Source organism: Marininema halotolerans (genome assembly GCF_900116235.1).
GTDB classification, from domain to species: domain Bacteria; phylum Bacillota; class Bacilli; order Thermoactinomycetales; family DSM-45169; genus Marininema; species Marininema halotolerans.
The window spans coordinates 81,217-94,513 of sequence record NZ_FPAA01000007.1; the positions used below are offsets into that span (position 1 = coordinate 81,217).

13 protein-coding genes are annotated in these 13,297 nt (G+C 43.3%); 10 read left to right on the forward strand and 3 right to left on the reverse strand.

The features are described 5' to 3' along the window. Nucleotides 1-48 precede the first annotated feature (48 nt). Entirely contained in the window at nucleotides 49-1,092 is a 1,044-nt protein-coding gene (locus tag CHX35_RS10340) for a YkvI family membrane protein (RefSeq protein WP_091837218.1), read from the forward strand. A 37-nt stretch (nucleotides 1,093-1,129) separates the two neighbouring features. Here CHX35_RS10340 and CHX35_RS10345 read toward each other — a convergent pair whose 3' ends face one another. After that, on the reverse strand, nucleotides 1,130-1,351 hold the full coding sequence (locus tag CHX35_RS10345) for a hypothetical protein (RefSeq protein WP_091837220.1): 222 nt from the start codon (nucleotides 1,349-1,351) through the stop codon (nucleotides 1,130-1,132). 105 nt (nucleotides 1,352-1,456) lie between these two features. Between CHX35_RS10345 and CHX35_RS10350 the strand changes: the two genes are divergently transcribed. The 4 genes from CHX35_RS10350 (at nucleotide 1,457) to CHX35_RS10365 (ending at nucleotide 4,711) form a co-directional block, all read left to right on the forward strand. After that, nucleotides 1,457-2,029 carry a nitroreductase family protein gene (locus CHX35_RS10350; RefSeq protein ID WP_091837222.1) on the forward strand — a complete coding sequence of 191 codons (573 nt, stop codon included), beginning with the start codon at nucleotides 1,457-1,459 and terminating at the stop codon, nucleotides 2,027-2,029. 32 nt (nucleotides 2,030-2,061) lie between these two features. After that, a complete protein-coding gene (locus CHX35_RS10355; RefSeq protein ID WP_091837224.1) occupies nucleotides 2,062-2,643 on the forward strand; it encodes a glycerol-3-phosphate acyltransferase in 582 nt (193 codons plus the stop codon). 114 nt (nucleotides 2,644-2,757) lie between these two features. Beyond that, the gene (locus CHX35_RS10360) at nucleotides 2,758-3,549 is read left to right on the forward strand and encodes a DUF2797 domain-containing protein (protein ID WP_245838756.1); all 792 of its coding nucleotides are present in this window, start codon (nucleotides 2,758-2,760) and stop codon (nucleotides 3,547-3,549) included. 562 nt (nucleotides 3,550-4,111) lie between these two features. Continuing rightward, complete coding sequence (locus CHX35_RS10365; RefSeq protein WP_091837228.1) at nucleotides 4,112-4,711, forward strand: hypothetical protein; 600 nt, start codon at nucleotides 4,112-4,114, stop codon at nucleotides 4,709-4,711. 179 nt (nucleotides 4,712-4,890) lie between these two features. On the opposite strand, the gene CHX35_RS10370 is transcribed toward CHX35_RS10365, so the two are convergent. Then, a complete protein-coding gene (locus tag CHX35_RS10370; RefSeq protein ID WP_091837230.1) occupies nucleotides 4,891-5,412 on the reverse strand; it encodes a hypothetical protein in 522 nt (173 codons plus the stop codon). 209 nt (nucleotides 5,413-5,621) lie between these two features. On the opposite strand from CHX35_RS10370, the gene CHX35_RS10375 reads away from it, so the two are divergent. The 5 genes from CHX35_RS10375 to CHX35_RS10405 all read left to right on the forward strand — a co-directional run bounded on the left by CHX35_RS10375 (nucleotide 5,622) and on the right by CHX35_RS10405 (nucleotide 10,874). Beyond that, the gene (locus tag CHX35_RS10375) at nucleotides 5,622-6,299 is read left to right on the forward strand and encodes a response regulator transcription factor (protein ID WP_091837232.1); all 678 of its coding nucleotides are present in this window, start codon (nucleotides 5,622-5,624) and stop codon (nucleotides 6,297-6,299) included. Beyond that, nucleotides 6,296-7,684 (forward strand): sensor histidine kinase, encoded by a 1,389-nt coding sequence (locus CHX35_RS10380; protein WP_091837234.1) that lies wholly within the window; start codon nucleotides 6,296-6,298, stop codon nucleotides 7,682-7,684. Before CHX35_RS10375 ends, CHX35_RS10380 begins: the two co-directional genes overlap by 4 nt. Before the next feature lie 241 nt (nucleotides 7,685-7,925). Next, nucleotides 7,926-8,309 (forward strand): hypothetical protein, encoded by a 384-nt coding sequence (locus tag CHX35_RS10385; protein WP_091837236.1) that lies wholly within the window; start codon nucleotides 7,926-7,928, stop codon nucleotides 8,307-8,309. A 939-nt stretch (nucleotides 8,310-9,248) separates the two neighbouring features. Continuing rightward, on the forward strand, nucleotides 9,249-9,566 hold the full coding sequence (locus CHX35_RS10400) for a hypothetical protein (RefSeq protein ID WP_091837241.1): 318 nt from the start codon (nucleotides 9,249-9,251) through the stop codon (nucleotides 9,564-9,566). A gap of 342 nt (nucleotides 9,567-9,908) precedes the next feature. Then, nucleotides 9,909-10,874 carry an endonuclease/exonuclease/phosphatase family protein gene (locus tag CHX35_RS10405; protein ID WP_091837243.1) on the forward strand — a complete coding sequence of 322 codons (966 nt, stop codon included), beginning with the start codon at nucleotides 9,909-9,911 and terminating at the stop codon, nucleotides 10,872-10,874. Between the two features lie 152 nt (nucleotides 10,875-11,026). Here CHX35_RS10405 and CHX35_RS10410 read toward each other — a convergent pair whose 3' ends face one another. Beyond that, nucleotides 11,027-13,132: a golvesin C-terminal-like domain-containing protein gene (locus tag CHX35_RS10410; RefSeq protein WP_091837244.1), complete on the reverse strand. Its 2,106-nt coding sequence runs from the start codon at nucleotides 13,130-13,132 to the stop codon at nucleotides 11,027-11,029. Nucleotides 13,133-13,297: the final 165 nt, after the last annotated feature.

Below are 13,297 nucleotides of genomic sequence, written 5' to 3' on the forward strand. Positions count from 1 at the left end.
CTCCCATACACTGTCTTACGGGACGAGTTGAGGGGAGGCGGGTTTTTAGTGGCTGTTCACGAACGGTGGTACACAGCCTCTCGTGTCGGATTTGCTTATATCGGCACGGTCGTGGGAGCAGGATTTGCTTCAGGGCAGGAGATCATGCACTTTTTTACACGCTTTGGTGCAGAGGGTGTCTGGTCGATCTTAGTGGTTGCCAGTTTATTTTCATGGTTGGGGATTCGGATGATGGTGATGGGATCACGGCTGCGGGCCAAGTCCTATGAAGAGTTTAATCGCTATTTATTTGGAGATCGTTTTGGTCGTTGGATGAACGTATTTGTTGGGATCGTCTTGTTTGGTGTGACAACGGCGATGATGTCGGGAACCGGGGCATTATTTGAGGAACAATTAGGGCTTTCCTTCCATCTGGGTGTGATTGCGACGTCGCTCATTGCTTTTTTCATCATTATGCGTGGGATGGATGGCATCTTGTCTGTGAATGCCTTCGTCGTGCCGTTGATGTTTTTATTTACCGTATTAGTAGGGGTTCAAGGGTTTCGTAGTGGGGGTCTGGATGGATTTATGCAAATGGTATCCATCGCTGACCAAGGACATTGGGGAATGTCGGCATTAACCTATGTTGCCTTTAACTTAGCAATGTCCCAAGCAGTTCTCGTACCCATGGGAAATGAAATTCAAGATGAAAAAACCCTCCGGATTGGTGGTATCCTTGGGGGTGTGGGGTTAGGGCTAATGTTGTTGTCCAGTAACTTTGCACTTGCCTTGGAATCACCTGAGATTTTTGGCATGGAAATTCCCATGGCCCTGGTCATTGAATCATTGGGTCAAGGGATGAAGTGGTTCTTTCTTGCAGTGATGTGGGGAGAGATCTTCACGACCTTAATTGGGAATGTGTATGGATTGGCGGCGAATTTGGAGCAACGGGTACCGTTTCGCACACAAAGCCTGATGGCGTTGATCTTTATATTGGGCTATCTGTGTTCATTAGTCGGTTTTCATGTGTTTGTGGGGAAAGTCTATCCGCTTTTTGGTTACTGTGGTATGGTCGTGGTGTTATTGTTGGTTCTTCGTCGATATCCCCAATGAGAAAAGCCACCCCTATGGCTGGGATGGCCCGACTTGGTTACATTTCATGGGAAAGAGCGCTGACCAGTTGGTCGTATTCTTCGGGTTGAATAAATTCGTTTCGATGCCAATGAGTGCGAATCCATTGTAGTAGCTCGTATTTGGTGTTGAAAAATTCGCCGGTCGTATCGGCATTTCGAATCCAAAATTGGGTCTGATCTTCATCGGCACGCACTTCGCAGGGATAGGCTCCTTTTTTACTCATCAAGGAGAACTCCATGGAGACACCTCCTCCCGCATGACTTGATGTTAGGGTACCCAGGATGTTCGATGTTCACCACGCAATCAATACGAATCAGATATGATCGATGGGAGTGGATGATGAGTGGATGTAAGTGAAGCGATTCGAACACGGCGTAGCGTAGGAAAAGTGAGCGCGGAAATGCCGGATAAAAGATTAATCGATAAGGTGTTAGAGGCGGCACGTTGGGCGCCTAATCACCATATGACACAACCCTGGCAATTCTATGTGTTGGTAGGGGATGCCCGCCAGCGGCTCGGCAGCGTGTTACAGGAGATCAAAGCAGAAGGAATGAATGAAAAGGAACGTGCACAAGCATGGGATCAGTTGGAGAGAGTGAAGGAAAAGCCCCTTCGTGCCCCCGTCATTATTGCGGTCGGGGTGAGCCCTTCGAAGGATCCCAAAGTGGAAGAAATCGAAGAAATTTCTGCGGTGGCAGCAGGGGTGCAAAATGCGTTACTCACCGCCCATTCTCTGGGGCTTGGAGCGATATGGCGTACGGGTAAGCCTACTTATCACCCCAAGATGAAGGCGTTTTTTGGTCTGGATGCAAGGGATACGCTTCTAGGATTTATCTATCTAGGCTACCCTGCGATGGTACCCCGTGAGCGTGATCGTTTACCGATGGAAGAGCGTGTAGAATGGTGGGATCATTAAAGATCGAATGAAACGGTAAAGGAGCGTTGAAGATGACTACATATTTGTTGATCATCGTGACTGCCTACCTAACCGGATCACTCCCTCTTGTTAGTTTATGGCGAGGCAAGGGATTTCGGGCATGGCCACCCCCGGATGGCGTTTACCAACCGCGGGATTTTTCGGAGTCCTTATGGATGTTGCTTCTTGAAATAAGTAAAGGTGCAATTGCCACGCTGCTAGGTTTAATGTTTCTAGGTTGGTCGGGGGCTGCAATGGCTGCGCTAATGGTTGTAACCGGACATCTATTTCCTATTTTTACGGGCTTTCGGGGCGGGAAAGGAATGGCTGTTTCGGCGGGGGCCTTGCTTATCCTCAGTCCTTTTCTCTTCATCTTAGGGATCGGCATTTATGTGGCTGTTTTGTTATTAACCCGTTACCTTTCAATTTCGGCGGTGGTTGCTACGGGAGGCGTGCTTCTGCTCTCTTTAGTTCTTTTTCCTAGTTTTTATGTGATTTTAGTGGTTTTCATCTTAGGGGGATTGATCTTGATTCGTTATCGTGAGCCGTTAGCGCGATGGCGACGGGGCTCAGAACGCCCCTTTCATTTTCGGGGATTTCGGCGATGGGGATGACTCCCCTCCCGCTTTATGCTATCAATCGCTTCAGCCCTTCATTCTTCCTCTCCTCTGTTTACGAGCTTCTGTTACAATAGAGGGCAAGAGAAGGTGGATGAGGAGGAACGAGGGTTGGAACAATTGGGTAGTCTACGACCGCTGTACCATGAATTTACGTCCCCAGTCTCCTATTTTTTTCGAACAGGAGAAGACCGTGCATTACTGAATGACCTCGTTGGGGAGACGATACGCATTGAATTTAAGGGTGAGATTCACTGTATTCATTGTGGTAGGAAGGTGAAAAAGACATATAATTCAGGTTCGTGTTATCCGTGTTTTCGAGATTTGGCAGAGAATGATCTTTGTATTGTTAAACCTGAGCTGTGTCATTTTCACCAAGGGACATGCCGGGATGAAGACTTTGGTCAGTCCCATTGTATGCAAATGCACATTGTATACTTAGCACTATCCAGTGAGGTGAAGGTGGGAATTACTCGGAAAACCAATCAGTTTAAACGCTGGGTGGATCAAGGGGCAGTTCAGGCGTTACCCATCGCAGAGGTGCCGAGTCGAAAACTAGCGGGTGAATTGGAAGTGGAACTTGCCCAACATATCTCCGATAAAACCAACTGGCGTCGGATGTTGAAAAATGAAATTGCCGAGCGGGATTTGACGCAGGTGAGAGCAGAGCTTTTTGAACAGGTTCCGGAACATTTTCACCCTTACTTAATTGCAGAGGGGGAAATGCACGCGATTACCTATCCGCAACTATCCGCCCCCGAAAAAATCACTGCCTGGAACTTGGACAAACATCCTGAAATCAGTGGGAAATTGATTGGGATCAAAGGGCAATATCTTATTTTCGATACAGGGGTTTTCAATGTGAGGAAATTTGCGGGTTACCAAGTCGCCTTGGTAGTTTAACAATAGCGAAACCAGAAGAATTGTCCTTATCGATAAAAGAGCAGGTCTCAAGAGACCTGCTCTTTTACATGGGGAAAGTTTAGACTCACGAAAAATTAATTTTTACCATCTTGTAAAATATATAGAAAATATTGTATAATAAGGATGCAACAAAATTCGATAAATTAAGAGGGTTTCTTCTTCTTGTGACAACTCTTGTCGGAAGAAGAACGTTGAAGGGAGGCGATTATCAAAGGAAAATAATTGATCGTATCAAACAAACGGTTCTCACGTGATGCCCTGTGATCCGGAGATTTCTCGTTGTCTCTATGGACAAGCTTTTTTTTGCGACTAATCTCAACCAACGTATTTTGTAAAACGCCCAGGGTGTGTACGCTCCAACGAGCCTGGATCAAGGAAAGATGGGATGCCCTTCCTGCCAGAAATGACTTCTTTCCCATCGATGGAGCGAGTACGGGGTAGGTAGTCTGACTACCAATGAGTCGGTAAATGGAAAGATGCGAAAACAGACAACGAATGGATCGAGTGGAATCAGCAGAGAGAATTAAAAAATAGGAGTGAAATGATGAAAACAAAAATTCTTGTGACCGTGTTGGCATTGATGGTTGTGTTAGGCGGAATGGCTCCTGCTTCCTTTGCAGCCGGGAAGGAAAATACGATTCAATCGTTTTACTATCTGAAGGTGGATGGGAAAACGGTAACAGCAAAGAGTCGTGTCAATCAGCTTTCCAAAGACAATGGCATTCAAGTAACAATGGTGTTACCCAAGCAGAATAAAAACGGAGATTGGCTTGCCTATGGTTTTACAAGCCGAGAGAAAGCCAATCAGTTTGCAGAAAAGGACAAAAAGAAGCAACAACGTAACATCTCCATGCTGGGTTCGGGCGCATGTTGCACGGACTTTTATGAGGGCAAAAATAAATCAGGACAATACATCTATTGGCGGAGTGGCTTTACAAATCTCTCCTCTGCCTGGAACGACCGCATCTCCTCATTAAGCACAGCTTCTTCCTCCAATAGTTATTCCACGACCTTGTGGGAGCACACTTCGACCCAAGGTTATGGTCGAGGGGTATACTTCAGACATTCCGATTGGTATGGTAAAACTGCCAATATGGCATCGGATTGGAATAATGTCGCTTCAGCAATTGAAATTAAATAAGTAGAAAAACCCCCTATCCTCCAGTGATCTGGAGGATAGGGGGTTTTTATCATTTATGGGAGAAGCGCGCGGGATTGATTTGGGAAGGTTAATAGATCCAATGGTGCATTGTTCACGATTCGTGAATCGCTTATGAATAGCCAAAAGGATCAAGTAGTCTCTTCGCTATGGGGTAAGCATTACGTATTGGCCGTGGTTCGCGTATAGGTCACGGTAACTTTAAGATTAGGAAAGGAAGGTTGGGCATTCGGTTGATAGATAACGACACTTCCTCTTTGAAATCCTGCTGGTTCTTGTTTGGCATTCGGTCGCGTATTGCGGACGATTACCCCAGCGGGATCCGCCGAAAAGGCATAGGTTTGACCAGCGGGAAGGACGAGATCGAACCGTTGCTCAGCTTGGGCTCGCTTCACTTGTTTCCGTCGTAATTGGTTGCTTCTGACATCAAGGGGGGATCCAGCACGATTGATGGTAATTTCAATGGCAATCGGTCGCGGAGTTGGATTATTAACCGTGTAGTTGGTATGGTAGGTACCCGGTCCTAAAGGTGCGCCGGCTTGAGTGGCTCCTAGCCCGATGGTTCCAGCTTGATACGGGGCAGACCATGCCCACGCTCTCACTCTTTGCGCTTTTTTTACATTGCCCGCCCCTACTGTTCTAAATCCCCATAGGGGAGGGACTGTCTCGACATCAATGGTCATGGAACATCCTCTCCTTTTTCGCATCCTATATCCCATTCATTCGTTGTACATATGGGAATGGCGTTTGTGGAGATCCGAAAAAAAGGGCAGGTAACCCATTTATGCTTCCTTTCGTGTCATGGAATGGGGTCAAAAGAAGGGAGTTCACATAGAGTTCATCGAATCATGTAAAACTAAATGGGTTGACTGATTCGCGAGGGAGGGATTGGATGGCTAGGATCTTAGTTGCAGATGATGATGCCCATATTCGACAGTTGGTCGTTTTATATATGAAAAAGGAAGGCTATGAGGTAAGGGATGTAGCCAATGGAGAAGAAGCCTTAGTGGTCATGGATAAAGATCATATGGACCTGGCTGTCATTGATATCATGATGCCGGAAATGGATGGATGGGAACTTTGTAAAGAAATACGATCCCGTGGGGACATGCCGATCCTGATGATTACAGCAAAGGGAGAGGCGGAGGATCGGGTGAAGGGATTCCAACTGGGAACGGATGATTATGTGGTAAAACCCTTTGATCCAACCGAATTGGTTTTGCGGGTGAAGGCGCTACTGAAACGTTATCGGGTGGCGACCTCGCAACAGGTTGTTTTTGGTGACACGATCATTGATGGAGAACGAAATGAGATTAGGGTAAAAGGGGAGGTCATTCAACTTCCTCTGAAGGAATTTGAGTTGTTATTTAAACTAGGAGGATATCCTGGACAGATCTTTACGCGTGCCCAATTGATTGAACAGATCTGGGGGCTGGATTACGAAGGATATGATCGAACGGTGGATGTGCATATTAAGCGATTGCGGCAACGATTAGAGGGACGGACAGAGGATATATGGATTTCAACGGTACGAGGGTTAGGTTACCGACTTGAGGCGAAGGGTGAATGAATAGTATCTATGCCAGAGTCGTCGCTCTATTTTTGAGTGTTGTGGTGATCAGTCTTTTAGCAACGTCGATCCTCTCGAAATGGTGGAATGAAGAGCGAATAGAAAAGCAGATGGAAAGACAGGTCATTAAAGATTCCCACGGTATTTTCGAGTTATATAATCAAGCAGAAACGGGTAATTTTAATCGTTATTTAGCAACGGTGGCACGGCTAAAGGATTATGATCTGTATGTCTATACAAAAGAGGGTTTGATGCGCCGCTATCCTGGGCGCAAAGATAGCCAGCCAGTGGATATCCGGCCGGATACCATCGATCATGTACTGGCTGGTGACGTATACCGTGGTTTTACAGAACCGGATAGTAAGATTCCTCTTGAAGAGCGAACCGTTGGCATCCCTTTTGTCGAAGGGCAAAAGCGGTACGCTCTGTTTATCCGTCCCAACATTGGTGGCCCACGAAAAGACTTTAATCGTATGATGGCGATCATTCTCATCATGGTACTGATCATCGGTGTGCCCTTGGTGCTGATTGCTTCGCGCTATTTGGTAAAGCCCCTTCAAGTGATGACGCGGGCGACAAGGCGACTCGCAAAGGGGGATTTTAGCGTCCGGCTACAAATGAATGATCGCAGAGATGAGTTGGGCACCCTTGCTACAAGCTTTAACGATATGGCGCGGGAGTTGGAACAAATTGAGGAAATGCGTCGTCGCTTTGTATCCAATGTATCCCATGAGTTTCAATCTCCATTGACATCCATTCGAGGGTTTTCTAAAGCTTTACAGGAAGAAGAAATGCCACGATCCGAGCGAAGAAATTACTTGGCGATTATTGAGAAGGAAAGCGAGCGCTTATCCCGATTAAGCCGAGATCTCTTGCAACTGGCATCCTTAGAGTCGGATCGCCACCCTTTCCGTCCCACCCATTATGCTTTGGATGAACAACTACGGGAAGTGCTAGTCAATATGGAGCCTTTATGGGCGCAAAAGCGTTTGACGATGGACCTGGATCTCGCCCCATTGCATATTGATGCCGATCGCGACCAATTGGCCCAGGTGTGGACAAATTTGTTGTCCAATGCGATTAAGTTTACACCACTAGAAGGAGCTATTCGTATTCGACTTCAAGAAGTGAAAGGGCAAGCGCAAATCCAGATTGAAGATACCGGCCCAGGCATTCGAAAAGAGGACCTACCCAATGTCTTTCAGCGCTTCTTTAAGACCGATCCATCCCGTGATCGATCCCAGGGGGGAAGCGGGATCGGGCTGGCGATTGTCCGCGAAATCATTCGACATCACCAAGGAAATATTGCTGTGGAAAGTGATTGGGGAAAAGGCAGTACGTTTATTGTCACTCTCCCTGTTAAAGTAGCCAAAAAGCAAAACTGAACGAAGTAGGATACAACGAAGTATCCGATCAAAAACCCAGGAAAATCACTTCCTGGGTTTTTGGTAGTTTTTACATAGTAAGTGTCATCGTTTCAGAAGGAAAAGTGGTCACAAAAAAGGAGGACTCTCCGAATTATTAATTGAGGGGCTTAAAGAGGGAATGTTGTGAGGCGTAGAAGATGAGAAAGTTGTCTATTTAACATTTGCCTATGGATATCATTCAATATCGGAGTGGATAAGGGTGACTGATACTACGTTGACTGTTATAGCGATCCTGAGTGTGATGGCTATATTGATAGGGTTTTTGGTTTTTATGTTTTGGTTAGAATTTTTCAATAGAGATTTGCTTCTTAAGATAACCGTCCTAGGTATAATTGAATGTATGTTTGCTATAAATCTTGCTAAAGAAATAGTGGTTCATTTTTATCATGGTGAAATTGTATTAGCAATAATTGGTTTAATTGTTTTATTGTGTACTTTGTATGCATTCTACTTTTTAATTGTTGTTGAATATAATAAGTTAACTGCATATTTTATAAATAAATTAATTCCAGAAAGATGGATATCGTTTTTTTGGGTACTAATCAAATCTGAAGATACAGATAAAAGGGACGAAGAAAAGTAGGTTGGAAAGGGAGTTGTAGATGACTCGTATAATAGATTCATAGAGGTGAATAGTGGATGCAAAAAAACAAAGATAAACAACTGAAATTTCTTATGTGGGTATGTATAATGATTTATCCATCGCTTATTTTATTCAACGCCTTTTTAATTAATCGATTTCACTTAACACCTCCAAAATCAGAATATGTTATTTATGGAACGACTGGTATAGTAAGTGTTATTATTTTTATTATAATAATTTTTATAAATAAAAAAAGATAACATTGACTAATTGTAACATCGTATTAGGTGTGATTTGTAACATTCAGATATAATAAATTCCCATTGTTAAACCGTAAGCGGTTTGTAGCAAAGAGAGAAGAATGTATCAATGGTTCTCCTCTTAACAATTTTTCTCCGAGGTAGTGATGACTGATGGGCAGTCCCTGGTGGATCATTTTGATTAGTGCTACCCTTATCCTTTCATTCTTCTATATTCTCATAAATTTTGTAGATAAAAAGAGCAAACAAAAATCGGATCTCTGTATCGATGTAATTGTCGCCTTCTTATGTAGTGCTTCTGTGATAGTCGTCTTGGCTATAGTACCAACTTATTTGACAGCAGTATTAATAGGTCTCCATTACATTGCACCTGACGCAGTAATCATATCAAGTTGTAGCCAGGTTATATTACTGTCGATTGTTGTGTCATTGGCTACAGATTTATTATATGATTCCGCGAAGAAATTGATTTTATATTTTATTAAACAAAAAAATTATTTATTTAGTATTAATTTGGCATTCGGTATACTGTTATCAGTATTTGTCACGTTTTTTGTGTCTAATTATTTAATAACAGGAGTGACCTTAACACTCGGAGCCACGTTGATTGTTGGAAGTATGAATGCGTTACTTGATCTTACTTTAAATACCTATGTCAATAAATTGAGGTGATATCAGTATGAGGCACATTATTAAAGACTCATTTGGTTATTTTATTACAATGATGATTTTTTATTTTATTTTAGAATTTATTATTAAAGTAAATTCCTTTGATCTAATTTTAATATTGGAGGCGACTCTAGCAGTTGCAATTATCAACGCAGTTGCAAAAATAATATACCGACAAATCTTTATAAAATATCAACATGAAAATGCCGAGCGTAAAAAGAAATTCAAAGGTAGCGCAATTCGGTTGCTCTTAGGTGTAACGAAAGAAGACCTTGAGAGGTGGACGGAAGAGAAACGTGCAGAGGGAGAAGATCCAGCGAAAACGTAGAATTATGTCTCAAAAAGTAGGGAGAAAGCCCCTTTTGGTTAACCAAAAGGGGCTTTCTCTTTGTTTACGAATCCGTTTGTCTGTCGAAGAATTTATTCCGAGGACTTATTGCCCCAAACGTCGGCAGTTATCAATCGCTAAGTGTAAAAACAGGCTGCCTAGAGGATCAATATCCCAGTCACCTTCTTCTTTCTATGCATATGATGTTTTTGGAAATAGAATTACTCCTGCTATTAAAATAGAATATCGATTTATTAATGTTATGAATCTATATTATTCACAGACAAAACCATATGAATAGTGCCTCTTGCTAATAAATGCATGAAGGGTTGGATGACTATTATGAGTGGCAAGCGTATGCTTACGGTAATGACGCAGAATATGTATCTTGGGGCTTCCCCGCTCCCTCTGTTTGGGACGACTGCAGCAGAATTACCTCCCCGTGTAACACAAGTAGTTGAACAGTTTTTAGCAACCAATATATTTGCCCGTGTGAATGGCATTGCTGCTGAAGTGAAAAGAGTACGTCCAGACTTACTTGCTTTTCAGGCAGTAGAGATTGTAAGGTTACTAGCTCCTCCTGGATCACAAGCGCCCAGTGTCACTTATAACTTTTTAACTCTGATTCAACGAGCCCTTCGGAAACAAGGGTTAGACTATCAAGTAGTATCCATCGGCCGGAATTTTTTCGGAACAGCCCCTTCGTCGACCAATTACACCGTAAGCCTCAGGGATCGAACCGTCATTCTTGCGAATAGAAATAGTCCCCTTTCCTTTTCCAATGTCCAAAATCGTAATTTTAGAGTTAACTTGGTTACCGTTGTTGGTGGAAATCCCTTCCCAAATACCTTGGGATATTCCATCGTAGACGTTAATGCATATGGTAGAAAATTCAAATTTGCAACTGCCCATTTAGATTTCTATTCTCCTGCTATTCGACTCGCCCAAGTAAATGAACTGATTCGAGCTCTGTCCAATACGAACCTCCCCGTACTTCTCATTGGTGACTTCAACAGTGATGCAATTACGAAGGAAAGAACCTATCAGAGGCTGTTAAATGCAGGCTATACCGACGCATGGAACGTAAAAGGAGTAGGGTCAGGCGCGACCTATGGCAATCGTGATAATCTACTCAATGTATTTCCGATGTATACTCGACGAGATGACTATGTGCTATTTAAAGGTAGAAGTGCTTTTCAAGTGAACCAAATATCTCGCACGGGGGCCACTCAACGAAGTCGTAGACCTTCTGCACCTTTATGGCCCTCACAAAATGCGGGTGTTGCAGCCAACCTTCAACTGCTATAACCATAAGTACAATAAAACACATGATAAAGTGAAGGACGGACGGTGGGTAGCTAATATAAAAAAGGTATCCATTAATGGATACCTCGATAATGTGGAGAAAGTACCTTTTGGTTAACCAAAAGGTTCTTCTTGTTTACGATTCAACTGCTGTTTTACTTCTTGATCAAGCGAATGGCATCCGCTATGACAAATCCATTAGCTTTATCAGAGAGGGTAACTTTATAGTCCTTCCCACCTGTATAGGGGTAGGTTCCGAGGTATACCCATTTTCCCCCGTTAATTCGTTGATTGACTTCTTTTATTTTGGACCCACCCTCGTAATCAATGCGATAGGGCGAGTTTGTCCCACGGTCCTTATAGGATTGGTAGCGAGCATATACTTTATAATTGCCACTCTCAGCAATGTTAAAGTTCCAGGTGAATGTCGCTAATCCAGTCCCTTTACCATTATATTGATAGTTGGTACCATAGTAATTTTTCACATTGCTAGAAAATACCCATTTGCCTTTGGATTGGCTACTGGAGTGGGCGTTATCACTGATGATCGCGCTAGGAAGATACTCGAATCGGACGGCGTCTGCGATCACGTAGCCATTGGCTTTATCCGTCAATTGAACAGTGCCCTGTTTTCCTTTGGCGAAGTTAAACGTACCTAGTTCGATCCACTTTCCACCGGATTTCTTTTGATTGATGGATTTGGTGTACTTTCCATCTGCGTAGGTCACGGTATAAGGCGCATTGGAGGCGCGGTCAGAGGCGGAGGTATATCGAATCGATACTTTATAGACGCCAGTCTCTGAAGGATTGAACTTCCATGTAAAGCGAGCTTTACCGGTTCCTTTTCCGTTGGGTTGATAGTTCTTCTTATAATAGCCTTTTATTGAAGTGGAGTTTGGCCATGTTCCAACATAGAAAGTATATTTACGGTCGTTATTATCGATGATGCGTACATGGGTGTCTTCATCCAGTGCATCTTTTACATCGTGTCGAATGTTCCCAAGATCCGCATGAAGTTTTCCACCAGGGCAACTGGTCGATGTACGAGGAAAATCTTTATGTCCTTGTAGGTTTGGAACGTTCGTGTCTACCTTGGGGACATTTGGATCATTGTATTCATAATTGCGGACGACATTGGTTTTACCTAAGGGATCAATCCCATGGATATCGGCTTCATAGGCGAGTAGGTCAATTAATGAAGAACGCATTTTGCTAGGTAGGGATTTATTTTGATAGTCTCCCATTACTGCGACACCGAAGGTTGTGTGATTAAAAGAGTAGGTATGCCCGCCTACCACTCCAGTAGTCAGAACTTCCCCGTCTTTTCCTTTTCGGCCTTCGTATATTTTCCCATCACTACCGATAATCGCATTGTATGCGATATCACCCCAGCCCTTGGTTTTTGCATGGTAGTAATAGATCGAACGAACTCGCGCTGCTGGATCAGGATCACTATTCGGTGTATCCGTATGGTGAATCGCAAGGTGAGTCATCTTAGGGATATATTGGCGGGGCCAATCTTCTCTCTTTTCTCCTGTTTGCGAATCCTTTACATAACGAAGTTCTTCATCCGCTTTCCATTGGGAGCGGCTAACAATATTAGGGCGATTGATGGCGGCATTTGCTTTTGTATAAAGGAGAGATGCAAAGGATGTCTTTTCTTTTGCCGCTACTTGTTTTCCATCTTCAGAGTTAAGAAAAGTGACGCTAACATCGTGGAATTGCGCTTCCTTTGTTTCTCCAGAAAATGCAACTTTATATTGTAAGTACTTGTCATGATCAGCATAGATGAGATTGCCAAATACCTCATTGCTTTGTACGTGGTCGGGAGATTCAGATGAATCGACTTCTACCGGTTGCCAAGCCGTCCATTGAGTCTGATCCTTCGAAGTGCGTATGAAAAATTGGGCGGATTCTTGTGGTTCACTGTTGGGAAGCACTTTCTTTCTTCCATCCTTCCAATGAATGCCCACATCAGTAAATGGGATATCCGATTGAATGGTGGGAGAGGTATAAGTAGAAGAGGAAGCTGGATTCTTTACTTCGATAATGCTTTTGCCATCCTCTTTTTTCAACGTAACATTACGTAATTTCCCCTTGGAGTAATCCTTAATGGCTTTTTGATGCACGTTATCTGCCATCACTTTAATGGTAGCGGGTCTTGCTAAGGATGAAGGGAAAATCGGTAGGGTTAATATGAACAACAGAGCCAGCGTACTAAAGAAAATAATTAGACCTTTTTTTGTTACTCCAGAAATCATTTGTTATGTCCTTTCGTCTAGGTGATTTGTGTTTGAAATAAAATCATGCCCCTTGAGATTTATTTATTATAAATCATAATTGCACGTTTTTGGATAACTTTCGGAAAAAATTTTATCTACCAACAACTAATCGTCTGTTTCAAAGCTTAAATTGGTTGTGTATCG